Annotated in this window: 26 protein-coding genes; 16 read left to right on the top strand and 10 right to left on the bottom strand. The window is 64.7% G+C overall.

All coding sequences use genetic code 11. The features are described from left to right. Positions 1-54: 54 nt before the first annotated feature. The 4 genes from NE609_RS12950 to NE609_RS12935 all read right to left on the bottom strand — a co-directional run bounded on the left by NE609_RS12950 (position 55) and on the right by NE609_RS12935 (position 5,879). Positions 55-1,707 (bottom strand): S1C family serine protease, encoded by a 1,653-nt coding sequence (locus NE609_RS12950; protein ID WP_256152733.1) that lies wholly within the window; start codon positions 1,705-1,707, stop codon positions 55-57. 529 nt (positions 1,708-2,236) lie between these two features. Continuing rightward, a complete protein-coding gene (locus tag NE609_RS12945) occupies positions 2,237-3,676 on the bottom strand; it encodes a HAMP domain-containing sensor histidine kinase (protein ID WP_101552434.1) in 1,440 nt (479 codons plus the stop codon). A gap of 72 nt (positions 3,677-3,748) precedes the next feature. Further along, entirely contained in the window at positions 3,749-4,441 is a 693-nt protein-coding gene (locus tag NE609_RS12940) for a response regulator transcription factor (protein WP_101552436.1), read from the bottom strand. 202 nt (positions 4,442-4,643) lie between these two features. After that, positions 4,644-5,879, bottom strand: a complete 1,236-nt coding sequence (locus NE609_RS12935; protein WP_256152732.1) for a hypothetical protein — start codon at positions 5,877-5,879, stop codon at positions 4,644-4,646. Between the two features lie 296 nt (positions 5,880-6,175). Here NE609_RS12935 and ychF point away from each other — a divergent pair, with 296 nt between their 5' ends. Next, complete coding sequence (ychF, locus tag NE609_RS12930; protein WP_256152731.1) at positions 6,176-7,273, top strand: redox-regulated ATPase YchF; 1,098 nt, start codon at positions 6,176-6,178, stop codon at positions 7,271-7,273. Further along, positions 7,273-7,956, top strand: a complete 684-nt coding sequence (locus NE609_RS12925; RefSeq protein ID WP_256152730.1) for a hypothetical protein — start codon at positions 7,273-7,275, stop codon at positions 7,954-7,956. Before ychF ends, NE609_RS12925 begins: the two co-directional genes overlap by 1 nt. A 225-nt stretch (positions 7,957-8,181) precedes the next feature. Here the strand turns inward: NE609_RS12925 and NE609_RS12920 are convergent, their stop codons facing one another. The 4 genes from NE609_RS12920 to NE609_RS12905 all read right to left on the bottom strand — a co-directional run bounded on the left by NE609_RS12920 (position 8,182) and on the right by NE609_RS12905 (position 10,673). Further along, on the bottom strand, positions 8,182-8,829 hold the full coding sequence (locus NE609_RS12920; RefSeq protein ID WP_101552443.1) for a redox-sensing transcriptional repressor Rex: 648 nt from the start codon (positions 8,827-8,829) through the stop codon (positions 8,182-8,184). A gap of 30 nt (positions 8,830-8,859) precedes the next feature. Then, positions 8,860-10,044: an isocitrate/isopropylmalate family dehydrogenase gene (locus NE609_RS12915; protein ID WP_121587360.1), complete on the bottom strand. Its 1,185-nt coding sequence runs from the start codon at positions 10,042-10,044 to the stop codon at positions 8,860-8,862. Positions 10,045-10,155: 111 nt separating this feature from the next. After that, positions 10,156-10,461: a sigma factor-like helix-turn-helix DNA-binding protein gene (locus NE609_RS12910; RefSeq protein WP_101552447.1), complete on the bottom strand. Its 306-nt coding sequence runs from the start codon at positions 10,459-10,461 to the stop codon at positions 10,156-10,158. A 14-nt stretch (positions 10,462-10,475) separates the two neighbouring features. Beyond that, positions 10,476-10,673, bottom strand: a complete 198-nt coding sequence (locus tag NE609_RS12905; RefSeq protein ID WP_101552449.1) for a hypothetical protein — start codon at positions 10,671-10,673, stop codon at positions 10,476-10,478. Between the two features lie 160 nt (positions 10,674-10,833). Between NE609_RS12905 and NE609_RS12900 the strand changes: the two genes are divergently transcribed. Continuing rightward, positions 10,834-11,226, top strand: coding sequence for a helix-turn-helix domain-containing protein (locus tag NE609_RS12900; RefSeq protein WP_158595686.1), 393 nt, complete (start codon positions 10,834-10,836; stop codon positions 11,224-11,226). Between the two features lie 10 nt (positions 11,227-11,236). Continuing rightward, positions 11,237-11,674: an ImmA/IrrE family metallo-endopeptidase gene (locus NE609_RS12895; RefSeq protein ID WP_256152729.1), complete on the top strand. Its 438-nt coding sequence runs from the start codon at positions 11,237-11,239 to the stop codon at positions 11,672-11,674. 39 nt (positions 11,675-11,713) lie between these two features. On the opposite strand, the gene rsmA is transcribed toward NE609_RS12895, so the two are convergent. Continuing rightward, positions 11,714-12,574: a 16S rRNA (adenine(1518)-N(6)/adenine(1519)-N(6))-dimethyltransferase RsmA gene (gene rsmA, locus NE609_RS12890; protein ID WP_256152728.1), complete on the bottom strand. Its 861-nt coding sequence runs from the start codon at positions 12,572-12,574 to the stop codon at positions 11,714-11,716. 154 nt (positions 12,575-12,728) lie between these two features. On the opposite strand from rsmA, the gene NE609_RS12885 reads away from it, so the two are divergent. The 8 genes from NE609_RS12885 to NE609_RS12850 all read left to right on the top strand — a co-directional run bounded on the left by NE609_RS12885 (position 12,729) and on the right by NE609_RS12850 (position 20,776). After that, positions 12,729-13,220, top strand: coding sequence for a dCMP deaminase family protein (locus NE609_RS12885; RefSeq protein ID WP_101552458.1), 492 nt, complete (start codon positions 12,729-12,731; stop codon positions 13,218-13,220). Positions 13,221-13,242: 22 nt separating this feature from the next. After that, the gene (locus NE609_RS12880) at positions 13,243-13,683 is read left to right on the top strand and encodes a hypothetical protein (protein ID WP_121587356.1); all 441 of its coding nucleotides are present in this window, start codon (positions 13,243-13,245) and stop codon (positions 13,681-13,683) included. Positions 13,684-13,695: 12 nt separating this feature from the next. Next, the gene (locus NE609_RS12875) at positions 13,696-14,181 is read left to right on the top strand and encodes a gamma carbonic anhydrase family protein (protein ID WP_121587355.1); all 486 of its coding nucleotides are present in this window, start codon (positions 13,696-13,698) and stop codon (positions 14,179-14,181) included. Between the two features lie 163 nt (positions 14,182-14,344). Then, complete coding sequence (locus tag NE609_RS12870; RefSeq protein ID WP_101552488.1) at positions 14,345-15,100, top strand: ClpP family protease; 756 nt, start codon at positions 14,345-14,347, stop codon at positions 15,098-15,100. After that, positions 15,097-15,297 carry a YlzJ-like family protein gene (locus NE609_RS12865; protein WP_101552490.1) on the top strand — a complete coding sequence of 67 codons (201 nt, stop codon included), beginning with the start codon at positions 15,097-15,099 and terminating at the stop codon, positions 15,295-15,297. Before NE609_RS12870 ends, NE609_RS12865 begins: the two co-directional genes overlap by 4 nt. A 39-nt stretch (positions 15,298-15,336) precedes the next feature. Further along, positions 15,337-16,212, top strand: coding sequence for an undecaprenyl-diphosphate phosphatase (locus NE609_RS12860; protein ID WP_256152727.1), 876 nt, complete (start codon positions 15,337-15,339; stop codon positions 16,210-16,212). Positions 16,213-16,235: 23 nt separating this feature from the next. Continuing rightward, complete coding sequence (locus NE609_RS12855; protein WP_256152726.1) at positions 16,236-18,779, top strand: DNA translocase FtsK; 2,544 nt, start codon at positions 16,236-16,238, stop codon at positions 18,777-18,779. 77 nt (positions 18,780-18,856) lie between these two features. Continuing rightward, complete coding sequence (locus tag NE609_RS12850) at positions 18,857-20,776, top strand: YgiQ family radical SAM protein (protein ID WP_256152725.1); 1,920 nt, start codon at positions 18,857-18,859, stop codon at positions 20,774-20,776. A gap of 88 nt (positions 20,777-20,864) precedes the next feature. On the opposite strand, the gene NE609_RS12845 is transcribed toward NE609_RS12850, so the two are convergent. Next, positions 20,865-21,644 carry a DeoR/GlpR family DNA-binding transcription regulator gene (locus NE609_RS12845; protein ID WP_256152724.1) on the bottom strand — a complete coding sequence of 260 codons (780 nt, stop codon included), beginning with the start codon at positions 21,642-21,644 and terminating at the stop codon, positions 20,865-20,867. Positions 21,645-21,987: 343 nt separating this feature from the next. On the opposite strand from NE609_RS12845, the gene NE609_RS12840 reads away from it, so the two are divergent. The 4 genes from NE609_RS12840 to NE609_RS12825 are packed head-to-tail and all read left to right on the top strand — an operon-like array spanning position 21,988 to position 25,619. Further along, positions 21,988-22,902, top strand: coding sequence for an ABC transporter permease (locus tag NE609_RS12840; RefSeq protein WP_121587749.1), 915 nt, complete (start codon positions 21,988-21,990; stop codon positions 22,900-22,902). A gap of 20 nt (positions 22,903-22,922) precedes the next feature. Continuing rightward, on the top strand, positions 22,923-23,711 hold the full coding sequence (locus NE609_RS12835; RefSeq protein ID WP_121587748.1) for an SDR family NAD(P)-dependent oxidoreductase: 789 nt from the start codon (positions 22,923-22,925) through the stop codon (positions 23,709-23,711). A 14-nt stretch (positions 23,712-23,725) separates the two neighbouring features. After that, entirely contained in the window at positions 23,726-24,520 is a 795-nt protein-coding gene (locus tag NE609_RS12830) for an SDR family NAD(P)-dependent oxidoreductase (protein WP_256152723.1), read from the top strand. Positions 24,521-24,542: 22 nt separating this feature from the next. Next, on the top strand, positions 24,543-25,619 hold the full coding sequence (locus NE609_RS12825; RefSeq protein ID WP_256152722.1) for a BMP family ABC transporter substrate-binding protein: 1,077 nt from the start codon (positions 24,543-24,545) through the stop codon (positions 25,617-25,619). Positions 25,620-25,655 lie beyond the last annotated feature (36 nt).

Here is a 25,655-nt window from a genome sequence, read left to right as displayed (position 1 = left end):
GGGGGGCCGCCGGTACATGAAAGGAGGGCGCGGCCGGCCGGTCCGCGCGGACCGTCAGCCGAAGAACTGGTTGAAGAAGTCCTCGAATTCGTCGTAGCTGTCGCCGTAATCGTCATAGCCGTTCCCATAGGGGTTCTGGCCGTTGCCGTAGGGGTTCTGCCCGTAGGCGTCCGACGGGTCCTGGACGCCGCCCTGCGTCGAAACGCTGTCCCCCAGGTCCTCCATCAGCGCGACGGTGACGGTGAAGAATTTCCCCTCCGCGTTGGGGCGCTGGCTCGGGCGGTAGACCTCGAGCTCGACGGTGTCGCCCGGCTTTTTGCCCTCGATCTCCGCCGAAAGGTCCTGCGTGCCGGTGATGTCCTTGCCGTTCACCTTGGTGATGATGTCGCCCGGGACGACGCCCTTTTTGGAGATGTCGGAGCCCTCCTCGGTCGACTGCACGAAGAGGCCGGTGGGCACGTGGTTGAGGCGCGCGAGCACCTCGTCGACCTCGGTCGCGTAGATGCCCAGACGGACCCGTCCGGTGACGCGTCCGTAGGCGATCAGGTCGTCGACAATCGGCTTGACCTCGTTGGAGGGGATCGCAAAGCCCATGCCCTCGGCGCCGGTCGCGATGACCTTGGCGGAGTTGATGCCGATGACCTGGCCGTATTCATTGACCAGCGCGCCGCCCGAGTTGCCCGGGTTGATCGCCGCGTCGGTCTGGATGAGGTTGGTGTAGTGGGTCACGGTGGTGCCGTTCTGGCCGCCCGCCGTGATCTGGCGGTTGAGCCCCGAGACGATGCCCTGCGTCACACTGCCCGCGAAGTCCATCGACTGCGGGTTGCCGATCGCAAGCACCTTTTCGCCCATCTTGACCTGGTCGGAGTTGCCGAAGGTCGCCGCGGGCAGGTCCTCGGCGTCGACCTTGACGACCGCGAGGTCGGTCTTGCTGTCCGAGCCGACCAGCCGCCCCTCATAGGAGGTGCCGTCGCCCAGCTGCACGGTGATCCCCTTCGCGCCCTCGACCACATGCGCGTTGGTCACGATGTAGCCGTCCTCGCGGATGATGATCCCGCTGCCCATGCCCTCGGCCTGGTAGTTCTGGTAGTTCACATAGGTGGTGATCGCCACGACGGAGGGGGAGACCTTTTCGATGATCTCCTCGCTCGACAGTTTGCCGCCCGGCAGCGATTCCCCGGCCGACTGCGGCTTATCCTGCAGCGTGATGCCCGGCAGGTCGTCGGCCGGAACGTTCAGCGTCGGGCCGTTGTCCGACGCGGGCGGAGCTCCCGCGTCCTTCCTCATGCTGCTGTAGATCCCGATGCTCGTCAGCGACACCAGCGACACCACCAGCACCGACGCCAAAATGATCCCGAAAACCATCAGGCCCTTGTTGCGGCGGCGCGGCTTGGCCTTGGCCGCCTGCTCGTAGTCGGAGATGTTCCACTGGTAGGCGTCCCGGCGCTGCGCGCTGCGCCCGTCGGGACGCTGCCAGCCGCCGCTCGCCGAATACTGGTTGGGGGTCAGGTCCTGCGGCGGCTCCTGCCGCCCGCTCTCCTCCGTCCCCGCGGCGCCGCGCTCATAGGGAGGGCGGTAGCCCTGCCCCTCGTTCTGCGGAGGCACGTTCCACACATGCTGCCCGCCAGCCGGACCGCTCTCCGCCGAACCGTTTTCCTTCTCATGCGGATTTTCGTTCGGATTGTAATAATCGCTCATATATCTCATACCTTTCACGGTTGGATTCCGCCTGTGGAGGCGTCCTTTTTTTGTTCTTCTGGCGTTAGTATACCGCAGATTTGTTGCAATAAAATAGATGAGATTTAAAAGAATTATTCATATCTGTTGAAGAATTTGTGAACCCGGGGACTTTTGAAAAAGTCCCCGGGACCCGAAAACTTTTATCAGGGCGGCCACCCTTCCCCACCGCCGCCTCTACCCGTGCCGCCGGGCCAGGGGAACTCTGCCGCACGGACGGATAAAGTCCCGGGACCCGAAAATTTTTATCAGGCCGGCAACCCTTCCTCACCACTGCCTCTACCCGTGCCGCCGGGCCAGGGAAACTCCGCCGCACGGACGGATAAAGTCCCGGGACCCAAAAACTTTTATCAGGCCGGCCACCCTTCCTCACTGCCGCCTCTACCCGCGCCGCCGGGCCAGGGAAACTCCGCCGCACGGGCGGCGCGAAACCGTGGGGCGCGGCGGCTTGCCTGAATCAAAAGTTTCGGGGTCCGGGGGGCTTTTCAAAGCCCCCCGGTCAGTTCTTTTTGCTCTTATGGGGCTTGGGGATGGTGAAGACGAACTCGCAGTATTCGCCCTCGACCGAGCGGACGATGATGTCGCCGCCGTGCAGGTTGACGATTGAGCGGACGATGTGGAGCCCGAGCCCGGCGCCGCCCTTGTCGCGGCTGCGGGACTTGTCGGCCTTGTAGAAGCGGTCGAAGATGTGGGGGATCTCGTCCTTGGGGATGCCGTCGCCGGTGTTGCGGATGCCGACGGAGGTATAGCTGTCGTCCTCCGAGTAGTTCACGTCGATGAATCCGCCCTCGTTGCAGAATTTGACGGCGTTTTCGATGAGGTTGTAGACCACCTGATGGATAAGGTCGGGGTCGGCCTCGACCATGACCTTGCCGCCGTCGAGGCCGCGCACCTCGATGTTCTTCGCCTCGAGCGGCTGCTCAAAGGTAAAGACGGTGCGGATGACCGTGTCGTTCACGTCGAAGAGGTCGGGCCTCAACTCCAGTTCGCCCGCCTCGATGCGGGCGATGTTGAGCATCGAGCGCACGAGCCGCGAGAGCCGCTTGATCTCTTCCGAGACGATTTTGAGGTAGTCGTCCCGCTTTTCGGGCGGGATGGTGCCGTCGAGGATGCCGTCGATGAAGCCCGCGATGGTCGTCATCGGCGTGCGCAGCTCATGGGAGACATTGGCGGTGAAGGAGCGGCGCGCCACCTCTGTTGTGGCCAGCGAGGTGGCCATATTGTTGAAGGAGATCGCGAGCTGCCCGATCTCGTCGTAGCTCTCCACCGGCACCCGCACGGTGAAATCCCCCTTGGAAAAGCTCTGGGTCGCGGCGACCATCTTGCGCAGCGGGCGCACGAGGTCGGCGGTGATGAAGTAGACCGCCGCGAACGCGAGGATCAGCACGGCGAGCGAGCTGATGATGAACATCTTGAGGATTTCCTTGAGGAAGACGGTCAGCGTGCCCGCAGAGGCGGACGCGAAGATGACCGCCGCCGGGACGCCGCTCTCGGTCTTGACGGGGATGCCCACCGTATAGTGGTTCTGGGAGTAGAGCCCCCCGACCTTGCCGACCTCCTGGTATTCGCCCGCGGCGCACGCCTCGGAGATGATGTTCTTCGGGATGTCCACCTCGTTGTAATCCGAATGGGAGCCGCTCACGAAGAGCAGCAGCTTGCCGTCGGTGTTGGCAAGGTAGATGTCGGCCTCGATCGCGTCCGCGAGGATGGTGTAGCGCGGCAGCACGACCGCCGGGGTCACCCCCTGGTAGAGGTTGGAGCGGAAGTCCGCGTAGGTGAGCTCGGCCGCCTGCTGGGCGTTGTGCTCGAGCAGACGGTAACGGTCCTGCTTGAAGTACTGGCTGGCGAACGCCAGCAGCACCGCGCCCAGAATCGTGATGCTCAAAAGGATGATCGCGGCGATGGTGATGAAGTGTTTACTGAAGAGCGTTTTCTGCATACCCGACCCACTTTTCTGATTGTTTGATGCGAAAAAGGGCGGGCTTGCCGCCCGCCCCGCGTGATCAACAGGTTATTCCTTGACCTCGAATTTATAGCCGACGCCCCACACGGTTTTGAGGGTCCACTGGTCGGAGACGCCCTCGAGCTTTTCACGCAGGCGCTTGATGTGCACGTCGACCGTGCGGCTGTCGCCGTAGTACTCGAAGCCCCACACCTCGTCCAAGAGCTGGTCGCGGGTGTAGACGCGGTTGGGATTGCTCGCCAGGTGGTAGAGCAGCTCGAGCTCCTTGGGCGGCGTGTCGATCACCTTGCCGTCCACCTTGAGCTCGTATTTGGTCATGTTCACGACCAGCTTGTCGTAGCTGACCTCCTTGACGTCCGCCTCCGCGGCCGTTTTGCCGGTGCGCCGCATGATCGCCTTGATGCGCGCGACGATCTCCTTGGGATCGAAGGGCTTGACCACATAGTCGTCCGACCCGAGCTCGAGCCCGAGCACCTTGTCGAACGTCTCCCCCTTGGCGGTGATCATGATGATCGGCATGTTGGATTTTTTGCGGACCTCCCGGCAGACCTGCCAGCCGTCCAGCTTGGGCATCATGATGTCCAGCAGCATGAGATCGGGATTTTCAGAGGAGAATTTTGCGAGCGCCTCTTCCCCGTCGTTGGCGATCACGACCGCGTAGCCCTCCTTCTCGAGATAGAGCCGGAGCAGCTCGCAGATATTGCGATCATCGTCGCAGACCAGGATTTTCCCGATTGACATGTCTGGTACCCCCATTCTGCCCGCCGCGACAGGCAGATTATTTGCTTTATCATATCACAATTATAGCGGAAAATCACCCGTTTTGGTGAATATTTTTTGAATGGGGATTGTCCAAACTGCAAAGAAACGCCCGCCACGCGCGCATCCGCAAAAAAGAAGGGCGGGCGCTCACGCGCCCGCCCTTCCGGCGGCCCGGTTCCGCTTATTTCGCAAAGGAGGGGAGGATCGCCTTGGCGGGAGCCGCGGGCGCCTCTTCGGCGGGGGCTTCCTCCGCCGTCTCCGCCGGGCTTTCCGCCTCCGCGGGGGCCTCGACCGCTTCCTCAGCGGCCGCCGCCGGCTTCTCCGCGATGATGTAGGTGCCAAGCCTGCGGGTCTTCATCTCGAAGACCCAGTCGCCGTCCTCCGTCTCACGGATGCTGCCCGGCTGGGTGATCGGGGAAAGCTCCCCGTCGACGACCTCGTAAACCACGATCGACTCGTTATCGACCGACAGTTCCCCGTCCTCGTCCACGAACGGGAGGCGCAGCCTGAGGGTCGCGCGGCTCGTCGACGCGATCTGCGGATTGCCGATAAAATCAAAGAGGTAGGCGTCCTGGTCAGCAAAGTATTCCGCGTATTCCTGGTCGTCCCATTTGGTGGTCATCTTGGGGAAGAATTTTTTCGCGTCGTCGTCGCTCGTGAAGTTGAGCCACGCCAGCGTGTCCTTTTCGTCCTCCCAGGTGATCTCGTTGTCCTCATTCTTCTGCGGCTTCACAACCACGCCGCCGTCGCCCGCCTTGAAATCCGCGTCCGCGCTGCGTTCGCCGTTGCCCATGAAGAACTTCAGGCCCATCGTCATTTTGGAGCCCGGCGCGTAGACCCCCTGCGTGAGGTCCTTAAAAGCCACGTCCCCTTCGGAAGCCCCGTTGAGCTCCTCCAGCGTATCAAAACCGTAGTGGCCCTTCACGCCGTTTCCGGGCTCCCCGCCTTCAGCCGATATGGAGTCGACCAGATAGCGCTTCGCCGTAAAGGTGACCGACGGCGTCAGCTTGAACTCGTCGCCGCTGAAATCCTGCGCGAGCTCAATTTTGAGCGCGTGGCAGCGCCAGCCGCGGGCCTCGAATTTCTTCTCCACAAAGCTGATTTTTTTGATCATCTTCGTATTGTCGTCGCCCTTGTCGAACTTCACCTTGTAGTTGTCCCTGTCGCCATACCACGCCCCGACCTCGTCGGGATCGTCCGGGTTCTCCCCGGCGAAGATGCGGAAGGGCAGATAGACGGTGCTGTCCGGCGGGATCAGGTCATTCGGGCCGTAATAGACTCCATCGCCGTCACATAATACCCCCGCGTCAAAGCCGGTCAGCGAAAGATCGACCTTTTCCGCGTCCGCCGCAAAGGCGGTCACGCCGAGCGGCAGGGCCAGCGCGAGCGCGAGGACCAGCGCCAACAGTTTTTTCATTCTGGTTGCCTCCTCATACTTATTCATCATTATACATACCGGATAATCCGACCGTCATTTTACACAAAAATGTGGGCGGCTATCCAAACAATAGTATAGCCGCCGTCCGTCCGTCCGTCCTGTCAACCCGGCTTTTTGGGGGTGTTTTTGCGGTTTTCTTTGTGCATCTTTTTGGCTCCGGTTTTTTCATATACGTTTTTTGCATGAATATCCGCCGCCCGCAGCCGGGCGAAACCGCTTGCGCGCCGCGCGTTTTTCCTGTATAATGAGCAGTTGTAAGATCGGAGGAATCAGCCATGAAATTAGGCATCGTCGGGCTGCCAAACGTCGGCAAGTCCACCCTGTTCAACGCGATCACCAACGCGGGCGCGCAGTCCGCGAACTATCCCTTCTGCACCATCGAGCCGAACGTCGGCATGGTCGCCGTGCCGGACGAGCGCCTCGACGTGCTCGCCAAAATGTACGACCCGGACAAATACACCCCCGCCGTCATCGAATTCGTCGATATCGCCGGACTGGTGCGCGGCGCGTCCAAGGGGGAGGGCCTCGGCAACAAGTTCCTTTCCCACATCCGCGAGGTGGACGCGATCGTGCATGTGGTGCGCTGCTTCGAGGATAACGAGATCATCCATGTCGACGGGGAGATCGGTCCCCGCCGGGATATCGAGACGATCAATCTCGAGCTCATCTTTTCCGACATCGACATCGTCGACCGCAAGATCGACCGCGCCCTCAAGGCCGCCAAGGGCGGCGACAAAACGCTCGCCGCGCAGGCGGACGTGCTGGGACGGCTCAAGGCCCACCTCGAGGAGGGGAAATCCGCCCGCAGCTTCGTGTGCGACGCGGAGGAGCGCGCCGCGCTCGAGGACATGCCGCTGCTCTCCGACAAGCCGGTCATCTACGCCGCCAACATGAGCGAGGCGGATTTCACCGGCGGCATCGAACAGAACCGTTTTTACCATGAGGTGGAGGAGATCGCGGCGGCGGAGCACGCCGAGGTGCTGCCCATCTGCGCCCGGATCGAGGAGGAGATCGCCGACATGTCCGCCGAGGACAAGCTGCTCTTCCTCGAGGAGATGGGGCTGCATGAGTCGGGCCTCGACCGCCTCATCAAAAAGAGCTACGCCCTGCTCGGGCTGATCTCCTACCTCACCGCCGGCAAGCAGGAGGTGCGCGCGTGGACGATCACGCGCGGCACCAAGGCCCCGCAGGCCGCCGGAAAGATCCATTCCGATTTTGAAAAGGGCTTCATCCGCGCCGAGGTCGTCGCGTACGACGACCTCATCGCCTGCGGCTCGATGGCCGCCGCCAAGGAGAAGGGCCTCGTCCGCTCGGAGGGCAAGGAATACGTCATGCAGGACGGCGACGTCGTCCTCTTCCGCTTCAACGTCTGATGAAGCGGGCGCTGGTCCTGTGCGGCGCGCTCGCGCTCGCCACGCTGCTCTTTTTGTTCCTGCGGCCGCACGCGGAGCGCGCCGCCTTCCTGCCCGAGGCGCAGAACGATTCCGTCTTCGCCGTGATCGGACTGCCCGGCGGCGCGCCCGCTTCGGAAAGCGCATCCCCCGCCGACGGGGCCCCCTCCCGGGCGGAAGCGGTCCCTTTGGAATCCTCCGCGGCTTCCGAGGCCGGGTCCGCCGAGGCCGAACCCGGCGAACCGGAAAATGCCGCCCCGCTTCCCGAAGCCGCCGCGCCCCCCGCCGGGGAACGCAGCGTGGCCGCCCGCCCCGAGCGGGAGAGCTACCCCGTTGGGACGAAGGAGATCGCGCTCATCGTGACCAACCGGACGGAAAACGACCTCATCTACACCCACTGGTTCGACTTCCGGCGGGTGGAGGGAGACGCCGTCGTGCCGCTCACCCCGCGCGCGGGGCTGATGGCAAACCCCGACGACGTCAACGCCGAACGGGTGCTGCACGGGGGCGAGACCGTCACGATTACGCTGCCCGTCGACCTCTTCGACGAGCCGCTGTCGCCGGGCACCTACCGCGCGGCGCAGTTGAGCTGCTTCGCGGATACCGGCGGGCAGGCGCTCGCCTGCTCGGAGATCACCGCGGACTTTGTTATCGCGGAAAGCTGAAGAGCAGGCCGGGGCGCCGCCCCGCCGCCTTTTGAAAAAGGCGGGCGAAAATCTTCGCTTTTGGCTTTCTCACGGCGCGCCCCCTTTGCGGGGGACGCGGCCGGCCTGCGCCAAACGTTCTTTGCCCCCTTTCTTGAAAGAAAGGGGACTGACGGCTTCCGGAGGAAGCCGGACAAAAGAAGGCCCCCGCCGCAAGGCGGGGGCCTTCTTATTTTCGCCTCCCCGTCACTCATCCTCGGGGTAGGCGGCGTTGATTTGGTAGCAGAGGGTCATGAGGCTGTCGCCCAGGTGGACGTTCTCGACGACCGCACCCTCAAAGTCGAGGGAGAGGTCGTAATGGGAGAAGTTCCAGAAGCAGTTGACGCCGAGCTTCATGAGCCGCTGGGCGGTCTCGAAGGCGACCTCCTTGGGGATGCAGAGGATGGCGGCCCGCGGGGACTGCTCCTTGCAGAACGCCTCGAGCCCCGCCATGTCCTGCACGGTCAGGCTGCTCACCTTCTGGCCGATCACGCGGGGGCTGTCGTCAAAGATCCCGACGAGCTTGAAGCCGCTGCTCTCGAAATCCATGTGGCGCGCGATCGTGCGGCCGAGGTTGCCCGCGCCGATGAGAACCATGGGGGTATGCTTGTTGAGCCCCATGATATTGCCGATCTCCTTGTGGAGCGCGGCCACATTGTAGCCGTAGCCCTGCTGCCCGAAGCCGCCGAAGCAGTTGAGATCCTGGCGGATCTGGGACGCGGTCAGCTGCATCAGGGAGGCCAGCTCGCGCGAGGAGATGCGGGTGACATCGCGGCTGAGCAGGTCGCCGAGGAACCGGTAGTACCTGGGCAGCCGCTTGATAACGGATAGGGAAACACCCTCGTGTTTCGGCATATGCAAAACCTCTCGATCCAGAATTCCCGGTTACAGCCGTGCGATGGTGTCCATCACATAGTTGCCGAATTCCTCGCAGGTGCAGCCGGTGTCGCGGCCGGTGACCGCGAGCTTCTTTTCCTCGTACATACAGATGTCCAGCGCCCGTTCGAGCTTATCCGCCTCGGCCTGGTAGCCGATGTGGCTCAGGAGCAGCACCGCCGCCCGCAGCATCGAGCAGGGGTCGGCGTATTTGCCGCGGCCCTCTGCGATCATGCGCGGGGCGGAGCCGTGGATCGCCTCGAACATCGCGTAGCGCTTGCCGAGGTTCGCGCTGCCCGCGGTGCCGACGCCGCCCTGGAATTCGGCGGCCTCGTCGGTGATGATGTCGCCGTAGAGATTGGGCAGCACGAACACCTGGAAGTCGCGGCGGCGCTTGGGGTCGATCAGCTTGGCGGTGGTGATGTCGATGTACCAGTCGTCGGTCGTGATGCCGGGGTACTCCTCGCCGATCTTCTGGCAGAGCTTCAGGAACTTGCCGTCGGTCGTCTTGACGACGTTCGCCTTGGTGATGATCGACACGCGGCTCTTGTGGTTCTTTTTCGCGTAGTCGTAGGCGAGCCGCGCGATCCGCTCGGTGCCCTCGGTGGTGGTCACGACGAAGTCGAACGCCACGTCCTCGTCCACGTTGAGGCCGCAGGAGCCGATCGCGTAGGCGCCCTCGGTGTTCTCCCGGAAGAAGGTCCAGTCGATCCCCTCGCTCGGCACCTTGACGGGGCGCACGTTGGCGAACAGGTCGAGCTCCTTGCGCATCGCGACGTTGGCGCTCTCGACGTTGGGCCACGGGTCGCCCGCGCGCGGGGTCGTCGTGGGGCCCTTGAGGATGACGTGGCACTTTTTGAGCTCGGCGAGCACGTCGTCGGGGATCGCCTTGCCCTGCGCCGCGCGGTTCTCGATCGTCAGCCCGTCGATCGTGCGGAACTCCACCTTGCCCGCCCCGACCTCGTCCGCCAGCAGGTGCCGGAGCACCCGCGCGGCCTCGTTCGTGATGATGGGGCCGATGCCGTCGCCCCCGCACACGCCGATGACGATGGTGTCGAGCTTCCCGTAGTCGGTAAACTCCTTCTGCGCCTTAATGCGCTCATTGCGCGCGAGCTGCGCTTCCACGAGCGCCGCGAACTTTTCAGCGGCGGCTTTGACTTTCTGGTCCAATCGCGTTTCCTCCCATATTTTCATTTCCCCCGCGCGCTCTCACGCCGGACGGTCTGTCTATATATGATAATTTTATAACAGACTTACCCCATTGTCAATGAACGATGGAAAGAAATCCGGCCGCCGCCCCCGCTTTTACGAGGGGAACAGCCCCGCCTCGCTGCACATCTCGGCCTGGGCGCGCAGCGTGCGCTTGGCGGCCGCGAGCCTGCGGCTCACGGTGGAGGGGTGCACCCCGAGCTCCAGGGCGATCGCCGGGATGTTGCGGCCCCCGAAAAAATAGAGCGCGACGACCTGCCGCTGCTTGGGCGGCAGGTGGCGCACGGCGCTGCGCAGGAACCGCGCGTACCGTGCGCGCGCGGGCGCGTTGTCGGCGCACTGCGGCGCGGCGATCCGCTCGAAATCCTGGAGGGAAAAGGTGCTTTCACGTACGTCAAACATGCTCCCCGCCCCCCTCAGTCATAATAGTGGCGCAGGTAGTCCATGACCACGCGCAGGTCGTACAGTTCGGCGTAGAGCGCGTCGATCCGCCGCTGCGCGGCGAATGCCTCCTCGCCGCGCGCCGTCTGCGCGAACACCCTCAGCTCCCGCAGGCGCTCCTGCAGGCGGTCGGCCGCCGTCCGGTACTCCTCCGACAAAGCGGTTAAATCCATTCAATTCCTCCTTGTGATTTTACAAATCGTGTTATTTTTGCTTCCTATCTCAAGAGTACCACACGAAATGTGTATTCACAAGAAAAATTCGCACAATTTGCAAGATTTTATTGACGAAATACACGAAATGTGTTATTATCAGGACAGTGAGGTGACTGGAATGCTGGCTAACAGGCTGCGGGCCCTGCGCAGGGCCAAGGGGCTGACCCAACAGGAACTGGCGGGCGCGCTGGAAATATCCGCGAGCGCGGTGGGCATGTACGAGCAGGGGCGGCGGGAGCCGGACAACGAGACGCTGACCAAATTCTGCCGGTTCTTCGGCGTGCCGAGCGACTACCTGCTGCTCGACGGGGCGGAAAGCCCCGCCGGGCCGCCCGAGCTCGGGGAGTTCCTCGAGGATTTCCGGCGCAGGCTGCTGGCGCAGGAGGGCCTGATGTTCAACGGCGTACCCCTCACCGAGGAGGAGATCACCCAGGTCGTCAGCGCGATCGAGGTGGGCGCGTCGGTCGCCGTCAACAAGCTGGGCCGCAAAAGCGGCGGAAAGGACGTCTGAGCAGGACAGCATGGAACGCATCAAGGAACTGGCGCGCCAGCTCGCCGAGCGGTTCGGCACCACCGACCCGTTCGCGCTCTGCGCCGCGCTCGACATTACGGTCCTGCCCGTCGGGCTGCCTCCCGGCGTCAGGGGCTTTTACGGGTGCGCGCACGGGGCGCGCATCCTCTACCTCAACGGCGCGCTCGAGGAAAACGAGCGCCGGACGGTGTGCGCCCACGAGCTGGGGCACGCCCTGCTGCACGAGGGGCACAACGCCCTCTTTCTGCGGGAGCGCACAGACTTCGTCATGGAGCGCTACGAGCGGGAGGCCGACCTCTTCGCGGGGTACCTGCTGCTCGACGGCGAGACGGTGGAGGAGTGCCTGCGCAATGGCTGGACCTCCGAGCAGGCGGCGGCGTTCACCGGGCTGCCCGCCCATATCGTCGAATACTGCATGACCCACTAGGGAATCAAAAACGGGACGCCTCCGGCGCCCCGTTTTTGATTACGGCTCCTCCGCCAGCGCGCGGCTGACGGCGGCGAACTGTTCCAGCGTGAGCTGCTCGGCGCGCGCCCCCGCGGGCACCCCTGCCCGCTCGAGCAGGGCCGCGGCGCGCTCCTTGGGAAGCGGCAGGCCCGCCGAAAGGCAGTTGAGCAGCGTCTTGCGTCGCATCGAAAAGGCGGCGCGCACCACCCGGAAGAAGGTTTTTTCGTCCCCCGGGTCGACGGGCGGCTCCCGGCGGATATCCAGCCGGATGACGGCGGAATCCACGTCGGGCGAGGGCAAAAACGACCCGCGCGAAACGGGAAAGAGCACCTTCGGCTCGCTGTAGTAACGCACGGCACAGGACACCGCGCCCGCCTCCCGCGTGCCGGGGAGGGCGCACAGCCGCTGGGCCGCCTCCTTCTGCACCATGACGGTCACCGATTCGATGGGCAGGCGCTGTTCGAGCAGGCCCATCACAATCGGGGAGGTGATGTAGTAGGGCAGGTTCGCGCAGACGACCACCCGCAGGCCGCCGAGCTTTTCCGCGATGAGCGCGCGCAGGTCGACCTTCATGACGTCCGCGTTGACGATCTCGACATTTTGGAACCCGGCGAGCGTCTCCGAGAGCACGGGGAGCAGCCGTCCGTCGATCTCGACGCAGACGACCCTGTCCGCGCGGCGGGCCAGCTCGGCGGTCAGCACCCCGACCCCCGCGCCGATCTCGATCACGCCCACGCCCGGCCCCGCGCCGCCCTGCTCCGCCATGCGCGGGCAGACGGTGGGGTTGACCAGGAAATTCTGCCCCAGCGCCTTGGAGAAGCGGAAGCCGTGCCGCGCGAGCAGGTCCCGGATGACACCGATATTCGAGAGGTTTTCCACGGCGTTTCCCTCCTTTCCGCCGACGCGGCGGATTTCCGCACAGCCCGTGAAATTTTTACCGATTGTTGCACAGTCCGGCAAACTATAGTAAAATGGTCTGAAAGGACGAACGCCCTTCCGCCGAATGGTATTATTATAAAGGATGTGAACCGATATGACAAGACGCGATAAGATCAACTACTACCTCGACATCGCCGAGACCGTCGCCGAGCGCGGCACCTGCCTGCGGCGCAACTTCGGCGCGATCATCGTCAAAAACGATCAGATCGTCTCCACCGGCTATGTCGGCGCGCCGCGCGGCCGCCAGAACTGCTCCGACCTGGGCTACTGCACCCGCGACCGCATGGGTGTCCCGCGCGGGCAGCGCTATGAGCTCTGCCGTTCGGTCCACGCCGAAATGAACGCGATCATCCACGCCGCCCGCGTGGACATGCTCGGCTCCACCCTCTACCTCGTCGGCCGGGAGGTGGCCTCGGGCGAATATGTCCAGAACGCCTTCCCCTGCTCGATGTGCACCCGCCTGATCATCAACGCGGGCATCTCGACCGTCATCGTTCGGGACGACAAGGAAAATTTCCGCGTCATCAACGTGGCCGACGAATGGATCGTCAACGACGAGACGCTGCGCGGAGAAAGCAACTACTGAACGTCATAAGGGGGACTCCGCCGTGAACAGACATAACCGCATCGACCTCTCGGGACGGCGCGGGGGCAACAGCCTCCCGCTCTGCCTGCTGCTCGCGCTCGCGCCCGCCCTGATCGGGTGCTTCCCCGCCGTCTCCTACCCGCTCGAGCAGCAGATGAAGCGCGCCTTCCTCGTGTGGCCCGCCCTCTGCTGGCAGTTCTTCACCATGCTCGCCGTCGCCGCCTACCTCACGGCGGCGGCCATCCTCTGCGCCCGCGCGCGTTCCTCCGGCGCCTGCGCCGGGGCCGCCGCGGCCGGGCTTGCGCTCCTGCCGGCCCTCGGGCTCACGGTCGGCGCCTATCCGGGCGGCGGCCTTACCCTGCGGCTCGTCATGCTGTTCGAGCGGCAGCCGGTCTGCATCGCCTTCCTCGGCCAGATCATCCTGGCCGTTTACCTGCTCGCGCGCTGGCTGCGCTACCGATAGGGGGGCGCGCGGATGAAACAGCCTGAACTGAGCCCCTCCGCCCGCGTCTTCCCGGGCGCGGTCGTGCGCGGGGAAGTCACCGTCGGGGCGGAAAGCAGCATCTGGTACAACGCGGTCGTCCGCGGCGACATCGAGCGGATCTCGATCGGCGCGCGCACCAACATCCAGGACTGCTGCGTCGTTCACGCGGACGCGGGATTCCCTGTCGCGGTGGGCGACGGCGTCACCGTCGGACACGGCGCGATCCTCCACGGCTGCACGGTCGGGGACAACACGTTGATCGGCATGGGCGCGATCGTCTTAAACGGCGCGAGGATCGGAAAAAACTGCCTGATCGCCGCCGGCGCGCTCGTCCCGCAGGGGGTGGAAATCCCCGACGGCTCCCTCGCGCTCGGCCAGCCCGCGCGGGTGATGCGCCCGCTCATGCCCTCCGAAATCGAACATAACGCCGCCTCCGCCGCGCAATACGCGGCGCTTGCCGCGGGGGCGGACGAATAACGGCCTGTACCGCCGCGCAAACGCGCGGCGGCTTCTTTTTTTCGCGCTTGTTCGTTTGACATTCTGCCCTGTAATGTTATAATAAAGTTGTATGTTTTGCCGCATTTTCCGATGAAGAACGGTCAATGCTACAGTCGTTACCATTCTGAAGGAGGTACCGATTGTGAAAGCGTTTGACGACGAGGAAACCCGGCAGAACGCCCCCCAAAACAACGAAAAGCAGGACGAGGCCGAATCCGACGAACAGGAGACCGGCTCGCAGGCGCAGACCGAACAGATCGAGCGTACCGGCGGCATCACGACGGGCAAGGGCAAGCACACGATCCACTGCCTGACGATCATCGGGCAGATCGAGGGGCACTACATCCTGCCCGCGACCAACAAGACGACCAAATACGAGCATGTCATCCCCCAGCTGCTGGCGGTGGAGCAGGACCCCGACATCGAGGGGCTGGTCATCATCCTCAACACGGTGGGCGGCGACGTGGAGGCGGGCCTCGCGATCGCCGAGCTGCTGTCGGGGATGAAGAAGCCCACCGTCTCCCTCGTGCTCGGCGGCGGCCACTCGATCGGCGTGCCGCTCGCGGTGAGCGCGCGCAAGAGCTTCATCGTGCCGTCCGCCACGATGACGGTCCACCCGGTGCGGATGAACGGGCTGGTGCTCGGGGTGCCGCAGACCCTCTCCTACTTCGACAAGATGCAGGAGCGGATCGTCAAATTCGTCACCGACAACTCGAACATCACCCCCGAGCGGTTCCGCCAGCTCATGATGAACAAGGACGAGCTCGTCATGGACGTGGGCACCGTGCTCGACGGGCAGTCGGCGGTCGACGAGGGGCTCATCGACGCGCTCGGCGGCGTGTCCGACGTGATCGAGTCGCTCTACGCGATGATCGAGGGGCGGGAGGAAGCGTCATGATCCTGCACACGATCATCCCGCCCGAGCAGATCTTCCCGGGCGGCGAAAACGCCGCATACGAATACCAGGAGCTGCATAACAGTTATATACAAGGAGTAAATATCGACGGAAAATTTACCGTTTCCAGGCTGATTTCCACCGATCCCAGGCTCTACCTCGACCCCCGGTACGCACCGGGGGGCCAACTGTCAAAATAAGCCGGAGGGCGCGCCGCGCCCTACATAAAGGAGTCTGCCATGAGCGTGTTGGAGGCGTTTCTGCAGGGCGTCCTGCAGGGCCTGACCGAATTTCTCCCCGTGTCCAGCTCGGGACACCTCTCCCTTTTCCAGTATTTCACCGGGAACAGCGGCGACACCGGGTTCCTCTTCTCCATCCTGCTGCACGCGGGTACGCTGATCGCCGTGTTCATCGTCTTCCGCCGCACCATCGCCGACCTGATTCTCGAGGCGTTTTCCCTGCTGCGGGACCTCTTCACCGGGCGTTTCTCCGCCAAAAACATGTCCCCCAGCCGGCGGATGCTGCTTTTTCTGCTGCTCTCGCTTCTCCCGCTGACCGTGATGTTCCTCATCAAGGACTGGGTCGAGGGCTTTTCCACCGACAACGACGTGACGGTCGAGGGCTTCTGCTTTCTCCTCACCGGCGTCATGCTCCTGACCGCCTGCAAGCACGACCACGGCCGCAAGAACGCCTCCAGCATGAAGGCGAAGGACGCCGTCGCGGTCGGCGTGGCGCAGGTGGTCGCCACGATGCCCGGCATCTCCCGCTCCGGGTCCACCATCTCGGCCGGGATGCTGTGGGGCTTCGAGCGGGAATACGCCGTCACCTATTCGTTCATCCTCGGCATCCCCGCCGTGCTCGGCGCGATCGTCTTCGAGGTGCCCGACGCCTTCCGCGAGGGGTCCGGGCTGCCCCTGCCCGTCATCCTCACCGGCTTTCTCACCTCGGCCGTCTTCGGCGTGCTGGCCATCAAGCTGGTCCAGTGGGTCGTCAAGGGCAATAAGCTCAAATATTTCGGCTGGTACACCCTCGCGCTCGGCGCCGTTATGCTGATCGTCGGCACGGTCGACAACTTCGCGGGGCATCCCATCCAGCAGTTCTTCATCGGCAAATAAACCGCATCGCTCAGGAGGGTAACATGGCCACGAAAACCTCATCCACCACGCGCGGCAAGTCGGCCGCCGCCACCCGCAAACGAAACGCCGCCCAGCAGCGCGCGCGGCGGCAGATCCACGCGATCATCCTCTTTGCGGTCGGCATCTTCGTCGCCGCGCTGACCCTGGTCAAGGGCTCGAGCGGCTGGAACTGGCTGCACAACGCCATGTTCGGCCTCTTCGGGTGGGGCGCGATCTTTGTCGCCGTCACCCTCCTGTACATAGCCGCGCTGCTCACGATGGACAAGCCCTTCAAGGCCCGCGCGTTTGAATGTGGCGTGCTGGTCGTCCTCTTCTGCGGCGCGCTGCAGATCTTCCAGATGGGCCTGCCCGAGAGCGACCACCTGCTGGACATGCTCGTCGAATGCATCCTGCGCGGCACCGAGGTCAAGAGCGGCGGCCTCTTCGGCGCGATCGCCGGGCTTCCGCTCCTGCACTTCTTCGGCAAGGTGGGCGCCGGGGTCGTCATTGTCCTGCTCATCTTCGTCTTCCTGATGCTGCTCACCGGCGGCACCCTCATCGGACTCGCGCGCGCGGCGCACCAGCCCGTCAAAAAGATCGAGGAGACCTACGCCGACCAGATGCAGAAGCAGGAGGAGCGCCGCGCCGCCCGCGCCCAGGCCGCCCCGAAGACGCCCATCGACATTCCGCTCGACACCCCGCGCCGGGGCCGCAAAACCGCGAAGGCCGCCCCCGACCTCACCTCCGACGTGCCGCAGGCGGGCGCGCCGGCCGCGCCCCGGCCGAAGGCCGCCGCGATCGACATCCCGCTCGACGACGACTTCGACCCCGCGCTGGCAGGGGGCTTTTCGCTGCTGCCCGCCGACGAGGCGATGGAGTTCGTGCCCGCGCCCCAGCCGTCGATCGACGACCTCGTGAGCAAGGCGGCCACCGACACCGGCCGCTTCTCCTTCAAGGCGGAGCCCGCGCCCGAACCGGAGCCCGCGCCGCCCTTTGAGCCGGACCCCGTCCCTTCGCCGCCGCTCGACCGCGGCAAGCCGGACGAGGGCATCCAGATGGAGCTGGAGGCGGAATCCACCATCCCGGTGCACCCCGCCTATGTGAAGCCGCACGTCGGGCTGCTCAAGGAACCCCGCCGCAAGAGCGAAACGGACATCACCGACGAGATGCGCGCCAACGCCCAGCGGCTGGTGGACACGCTCGCCTCCTTCGGCGTGCAGACGCGCATCGTGGACATCTCCCGGGGCCCGGCGGTCACGCGGTATGAGCTTCAGCCGTCGGCGGGGGTCAAGATCAGCCGCATCACGGGACTGGCGGACGACATCGCGCTCAATCTCGCCTCGGCGGGGGTGCGCATCGAGGCCCCCATCCCCAACAAGGCCGCCGTCGGCATCGAGGTGCCCAACAAGGTGATCAGCGCGGTGTCCATCCGCGAGATCATCGACTCGAAGGAGTTCCAGGGCGCCAAGAGCAAGCTCACCGCCGCGCTCGGCCGCGACATCGCGGGCAATGTGACGCTGGCGGACATCTCCAAGATGCCCCACCTGCTCATCGCCGGGTCCACCGGCTCGGGCAAGTCGGTCTGCATCAACTCGATCATCATGTCCCTGCTCTATAAATCCACCCCCGAGGAGGTCCGCTTCCTCATGATCGACCCCAAGGTGGTCGAGCTGGGGGTCTATAACGGCATCCCGCAGCTGCTCGTGCCGGTCGTCACCGATCCGAAAAAGGCGGCGGGCGCCCTCTCGTGGGCGGTCACCGAGATGCTCAAGCGCTATAAGCTCTTCGCGGACAACTCGGTGCGCGACCTCGGTTCCTACAACCACCTCGCCGCCCGCACCGAGGGGATGACCACCCTGCCGCAGATCGTCATCATCATCGACGAGCTCGCCGATCTCATGATGGCCGCCCCCACCGAGGTGGAGGACTACATCTGCCGCCTCGCGCAGATGGCCCGCGCCGCCGGCATGCACCTCATCATCGCCACCCAGCGGCCGTCGGTCGACGTCATCACCGGCGTCATCAAGGCGAACATCCCCTCCCGCATCGCCTTCGCGGTGTCGTCGCAGGTGGACAGCCGCACCATTCTCGACATGGGCGGCGCGGAAAAGCTGCTCGGCCGCGGGGACATGCTCTTCAATCCTGTGGGCGCGGCCAAGCCGGTGCGCGTGCAGGGGTGCTTCGTCACCGACGAGGAGATCGAGGACGTGATCGCCTTCATCAAGAGCGACGCCTCCGCCGAGTACGACGAGGAGATCGTCAGCGAGATCGACAACCACGTCGTCGCCGGCAAGGGGAGCAAGAACGGCGGCGGCGATTCCGCGGCGGCGGGCGAGGACGCGGAGGACGAGATGCTCCTGCCCGCGATCGAATGCGTCGTCGAGGCGGGGATGGCCTCCACCTCCCTGCTCCAGCGCCGCCTCAAGCTCGGCTACGCGCGCGCCGCGCGCATCGTCGACGAGATGGAGCAGCGCGGCATCGTCGGCCCCTTCGAGGGCAGCAAGCCGCGCCAGGTGCTCATCTCCCCCGAGCGGTGGGCCGAAATGAAGCTGAACCGCGCCGACTGAATAAAATTCGTCCCAGAGATGCCGCCCCCGGCGGCATCTCTCATTTCCGCCGCCCCGCGCGGCCGAGGAGAGTTACGATGTTTTTACCGCTGACCAAACAGGAGCTGCGCGAACGCGGATGGGACCGGCCGGATTTCATCTGCGTGACGGGCGACGCCTACGTCGACCACCCGAGCTTCGGGATCGCGATCGTCTCCCGCCTGCTGGAATCGCTCGGCTACCGGGTGGCGATGATTGCCCAGCCGGTGTCGGACGCGGACTACCTGCGCTTCGGCGCGCCGAAATACGGCTGGTGGGTGACGGGCGGCAACATCGATTCGATGGTCGCGCACTACACCGCCGCCAAGCGGAAGCGTTCGGACGACGCCTACACCCCGGGCGGGAAGGCGGGCCGCCGCCCCGACCGCGCGACGACCGTCTACTGCAACAGGATCCGCGCCCTCTTCCCCGACGCGCAGATCGTCATCGGCGGGCTGGAGGCGTCGATGCGCCGCTTCGCCCACTACGACTACTGGGCGGACACGGTGATGCCCTCCATTTTGGTCGACAGCCGCGCCGACCTGCTCATCTTCGGCATGGGGGAAAAGCAGACGGAGCACATCGCGCGGGAGCTGGAAAAGGGCGTGCCCGCCCAAGGGATCCGCTGCAAGGGGGTCTGCTACCTCACCAATCAGCTGGGGCTGCCCGCCGACGCCGTGTCGGTGGCCTCCTACGCCAAGGTGAAGGAGAACAAGCTCTCCTACGCCAAGGCCACCCGCACCGAGATCGAGGAACAGGACGCGGTGCGCGGGCGCAAGATCATCCAGAAGCAGGGGGACGACTGCTTCCTCGTGCAGACCGAGCCGATGCCTCCGCTCACGACGGAGGAGCTCGACGCGGTGTTCGCCCTGCCCTTCGAGCGGATGTACCACCCCTCCTACGAGGCGCAGGGGGGCGTGGACGCGATCAAGGAGGTCGAGTTCTCGATCATGCACAACCGCGGCTGCTTCGGCAACTGCAACTTCTGCTCGATCGCCTTCCATCAGGGCCGCGCCGTCACCTGCCGCAGCGAGGAGTCGGTCGTCGCCGAGGCGGAGGGCTTCCTCAAAAACCCGCGCTTTAAGGGGATCATCAGCGACGTGGGCGGCCCCTCCGCCAACTTCCGCCGTCCCTCCTGCAAAAAGCAGCTCTCCAAGGGGCTCTGCGCCGAGCGCAAATGCCTCGCGCCCACCCCCTGCCCCGCGCTCGAGGTCGACCACAGCGAATACCTCCATCTGCTGCGCCGCCTGCGCGGGCTGCCCGGGGTCAAGCGGGTGTTCGTCCGCTCCGGCCTGCGCTACGACTACATGATGCTCGAACAGGACGACCGCTTTATGCGCGAGCTGCTCCAGTACCATGTGAGCGGCCAGCTCAAGGTCGCGCCCGAGCATTCGAGCGCCCACGTCCTCGACTGCATGGGAAAGCCCCACATCGAGGTCTACGAGAAGTTCGCCGAGCGGTTCTACCGCCTCACCAAACAGGTGGGCAAGGAGCAGTACCTCGTCCCCTACCTCATCTCCTCCCACCCCGGCTCCACGCTGAAGGACGCGGTCAACCTCGCGGTCTTCCTCAAAAAGCACCGCATCCGCCCCGAGCAGGTGCAGGACTTCTACCCCACGCCCGGCTCCGTCTCCACCTGCATGTTCCATACCGGCCTCGACCCCTATACCCTCAAGGAGGTGTTCGTCCCCCGCTCGCAGGAGGACAAATGGCTCCAGCGGTCGCTGCTCCAGTACTATAAGCCCGAGAACCGCCGCGCCGTGCTCACCGCGCTCCAGCGCACCGGCCGGATGGACCTCGTCGGACACGGGCCGAACTGCCTGATCCCGCCCGACCGGCGCGCGCCCGACCGGGCGGCGGAAAAACCGGCGGGCCGCCAGGCGCCCGGCCGCGCGAAGGGCCGGGGGGAGCGGCGCGGCGCGCCGTCCCCGCGCGGGAAGCGCCCCGCCCGTCCCGCGGGCGGGCGCGGCCCCGGATAGCGGGCACGCGGGAGCGTTTTCTCCATAAGAAAAGCGGACATTTTCTTCGGAAAATGTCCGCTTTTTTTGCTGCGGGAAAAGGGCGCGCCTAGAGCAGGTGCAGCTTGATGCCCGCCTCCCCGATCCACTCCCGCCAGTCCTCGGGCAGACCGGTGTCCGTCACGATCGCGTCGAACTGGGACAGGTGGGCGTAAAACGCCACCCGGACGTTGCCGAACTTGCTGGAATCGGTCACGAGGATGCGCGTCTTGGAGGAGCTGATGGCCGCCAGCTTGAGGTCCACCTCGTACTGGTAGGTGCAGGTGACCCCCAGCTCCCGGTGCACCCCGCCCGCCGAGAGGAAGACCTTGTTGGCGCGGAGGTTGTTGACCATCGCGACATTCTCGGGGGATTCGCACATGTCGGTGGCGTGGTGGTAGCTCCCGCCCCCCAGGATGAGTCGCCGGTTCGGCCTCTGCCGGAGCTGGTTGAAGACGCTGACGCTGAAGCACATGGCGGAAAAGTCCATGTCCGCCGGGATGTGACGGGGCAGGCGCTCGAGCGTGCTGCCCACGTCGAGGATGACCATGTCGCCCGGCTCGATCATCGACGCGGCGAACCGGGCGATCCGCTCCTTTTCCTCGAAGTGGGAGCTGTTTTCATAGGCCCACTCGTAGTCCGGTCCGATGACCGGCCGGGCCTGGGGGTTCTTGAGCAGGACGTGGCCGTGCGCGACGGTCACAATATCGCCGTCCATCAGCACCTCCAGGTCCCGGCGGACGGTCATTTCCGACACCTTCAGCTCCCCGGCCAGCTCCCGGACCGTGGAGGAGCGCCTTTGCTGCAGAAGCTCTGTCATCCGGTTGATCCGCAACAGTTTTTTGTCCAATCGAAGCAATCCCTTCCTGTTATGATCTTGCCAAATCATAACAAATTGTGTTGGAAAATTCAAGTATTTGTGAATATTTTATCAATATAGCGCCTGTTTTCTCCCATAAAAATCACAAAATGATTTATTTTGTGATTTTTTATGTGGTTTTCTCCCAAGCTCCCGGACCCCCATGTGGCCAATTCTCCGAATCTTTCCGCCCGCCCCCACATCCGTATTGCAATGCGCAAAAACGCCGTGTTAAGATGGGCTTGCAACCGGTGATCCCGGTAACAGATTTTTTCACATTCCGCCCGCGGGCACAAAGCCGTTACACGCAAAACCTTTCAAGGAGGGGAAGTCCATGCTCGAAATTCTGGCCGGCATGCTGCGCACCGCCGCCCCCATTCTGCTCGCCGCCATGGGCGGCGTCGTCTTTGAAAAAGCCGGGGTGTTCACGATCGCACACGAGGGCATCATGCTCTTCGGCGCGTTTTTCGGCGTGCTGGGCGTCTACCTGACCGCCTCCCCCCTCATGGGGGTCGCCTTCGCGCTGACGGCGGGCGCGGTCTGCGGGCTGCTCTACATCTGGCTGACCGAGCGGCTGAGCGCCAACGCGACGATCGTCTCGATCGGCATCAACACGCTGGCGATCGGCGCCACCACCTACATGATGAAGATGATCTTCGGGGACGCCGGGACGGTCGGGAACCCGCGCATCATCGGCCTCCCGCGGATTTCGATCCCCCTGTTCGACCGGGTCCCCTTCCTGGACAAGGTGCTCAACAACCACACCGCGCTGGTCTACGTCTCCCTGCTCCTCGTCGCGGCTCTCCACTTCCTGCTCTTCCACACCCACCTCGGCATCTCCCTGCGCGCCGTGGGGGAAAAGCCGGAGGCCGCGGCCGCCGCCGGGATCCCCGTCTACCGCTACCGGCTGGCCGCCTCCGTCTTCGCGGGGATGCTCTGCGGGCTGGCGGGGGTGCACCTCTCCCTCGGGTACGTCAAGATGTTCACCGAAAACATCACGGCGGGGCGCGGGTTCTTCGCCTACACGGCGGTCGTCTTCGGGCACGCCAACCCCTTCGCCGCGGCGCTCGCGAGCTTTGTGTTCGGGCTCGCGGAGGTCGTCACCTTCCGCGTCCAGAACCTGAACCTCCCCGGGCCGCTCGTGCTCACCATTCCCTATCTCGTCACGCTTGCGGTGCTGATCCTGCGCAACCTGCGCCTGAAAAAGCCCGCCGCCCATAAGCCAAACCCAGCCGCGACCAACAACTAAATCGAAAAAGGGGGATTTCCATGGCAGTACCAATTCAAAAGATGCTCGACTTCTCGGGGAAAACCGTGATCGTCACCGGCGGCCGCGCCGGGCTCGGCTCGGGGATCGCAAAGCGGTTCGCCGAGACGGGGGCCAACGTCGTGATCACCTACCGCACCGAGGACCCGGCGCACCCCGCCGCCGAGGTGGTGGCGGAGATCGAAAAACGCGGCGCCAGGGGGCTTGCCATCCGCACCGACGTGCGGGACGCCGCCAGGAGCCGGGAGATGATCGCCAAGGCGGCGGAGGTCTTCGGCCGGGTGGATATGCTGGTCAACAACGCGGGCATCTATCCGCACCACGACCTGCTCACCGTGGGCGAGGCCGAATGGGACGACATGCACCAGTCCAACCTGCGGGGCGCCTTCTTCTGCGCGCAGGCCGCCGCCAACCAGATGATCCGCCAGGGGACGGGCGGCGCCATCGTCAACATCCTCTCGATCAACGCCTTCCGGCCGATGGCCGACGGGCTCGTCTACGGCTCCTCCAAGGCGGGGCTCGAGATGGTCACGCGCTGCATGGCCTTCGAGCTTGGAAAGTACGGCATCCGCGTCAACGCGGTCGCGCCCGGGCTCATCGACGCGCCCGGCCTCGACCAAAACGTCCCCGGCTGGCGGGAACGCTACAGCGACCGGGCCCCTCTCGGGCGGATCGCGCAGCACGTCGACATCGCCGACGTCTGCATCTTCTGCTGCAGCGAGCTCTCCGCATGGGTGACGGGAGAGACCATCCTGGCCGACGGCGGCGTCATGCTCGCCGAGGCCTACTAGAGAAGGAGGCTTCCATGAACGACTATTACTCCCTCAAAAACCGCGTCGCCATCGTCACGGGCGGCGGCAGCGGGCTCGGCCTCGGCATCGCCCGGGCGCTCGGCCAGCTCGGCGCGTCCGTCATGCTCTGCGACATCAACGAATCGAGCCTGCGCAGGGCGGCCGAGGAGCTCCGGCTGGAGGGGATCGACGCCGCCGCCAGCTACTGCGACGTGACCAAGCCCGACACCGTGCGGGAGTCGCTGGAACGCGCGCGCCAGGTCCTCGGCGTGCCAGACATCCTCGTGAACAACGCGGGCGTCACGCTGATGCAGGATATCTTCGAGATCGGGGACAAGGACTGGGATTTCATCCTGGGCGTCAACGTCAAGGGGCTCTTCCGGATGACCCAGCTTTTTGCGGACGGGCTGCGCCGGGCGGGAAAGGGCGGCAACGTCGTCAACCTCTCCTCCAACGGCGCCAAGGTCACCTACGACGACCAGGTGCACTACTGCGCCTCCAAGGCGGCGGTCAGCAACATGACCCAGTGCATGGCCTCCAACTTTGCCCCGCTGGGCATCAACGTCAACGCGGTCTGTCCGGGCGCGGTGGACACCGCCATGCTCCGGGCCTGCATGGCCGCCACCGAGCAGCAGACGGGCGGCCGGGTGACGGTGGCCGACTGCGAGCGGACCTGGGGCCCGCCCCAGCTCGGCAGGCTGATCCAGCCGGTCGAGGTCGGCCGGGTCGTCGCCTTCCTCTGCACGCCCGCCGCCGCGATGATCCGCGGCCAGTCGATCAACGTGGACGCCGGGAACACCAAATTCTGACGATGAATAAGGAGGGAATCTCATGAAAAAGGCTCTTGCTCTCATGCTCGTTCTGACCCTGTCCCTTTCCCTGCTGGCAGGCTGCGGCGGCAGTCCGGCCGCCTCCCCCGCTCCCGACAGCGGCGCGCAGGCCGCGCAGGCCGCCCCCCAGGAACCCGCTCCCGCTTCCGGCGGACGCCGCGTCGTCATGGTGATCCCCCAGAGTCTCGGCGACTCCGGGCCGATGGACAGCCTCAAGCAGAATCTTGAGAAGGCCGCCGAGGAGTTCGGCCTCGACACCTCCATCTACGAGGCGCTCGAGCCCTCCCAGCACGAGGAGGTCGTCCGCACCTTCGCGCGCGAGGGGGTCGACATGATCATCTGCGCCATGCCCACCATGGTGGAGGCGCTCAAGGCCGTGGCCCCCGAGTTTCCCGACACCAAATTCTGCATGGTCTTCCCGCTTGAGGAGATCGAGATGGACAACGTCGTCTGCGTCGACTTCGCCACCTGGGAGGGCTACTACCTGTGCGGCGTCCTCGCCGGCCACATGACCAAGGTCAACCAGGCCGGGCACGTCATCGGCGCCGAGCAGAGCGCGCTGATCGCCAACTACAACGCCTTCAAGGCGGGCGGAAAATCGGTCAACCCCGACTTTGACGTGCTCCTCTCCAACGCGAACTCGTTCGACGACCCCGCCAAGGGCAAGGAGGCCGCCATCAGCCTGATCGACCAGGGCTGCGACCTGATCATCACCGACTGCGCCGCCACCGCGATGGGCGTCATCGAGGCGGGCGAGGAGAAGGGCGTCTTCATCATCGGCGACTCCTCCCCCCACAACGAGATCTCCCCCGCGGTCGTGCTGGCCGACACGATGACCCAGTTCGGCCCCGCCATGTACTCGGTGGTCAGTGAATTCGCCAACGGCAGCTTCTCCCCCGGCACCCACTTCTCCACGCTGGCGGAGGGCGGCATCGGCATCACCGTGAGCCCACTCATCTCCGAGCACCTCAGCGCGGAGGACAAAGCCGCCTTTGACGAGGGCGTGGCCGACGTGGAAGCCGTCTCCGAAAAGATCAAGGCCGGCGAACTGACGGTCGAGCGCAACATCCAGAAGTGACACACCAGTGGACCGGCCCGCGCCCTCTGGGCGCGG

It is taken from the genome of Anaerotruncus sp. DFI.9.16, from assembly GCF_024461615.1.
GTDB classification, from domain to species: domain Bacteria; phylum Bacillota; class Clostridia; order Oscillospirales; family Ruminococcaceae; genus Anaerotruncus; species Anaerotruncus massiliensis.
The sequence above is the reverse complement of the archived record's forward strand: the minus strand, read 5'-3'. Positions and strand labels throughout refer to the sequence as shown.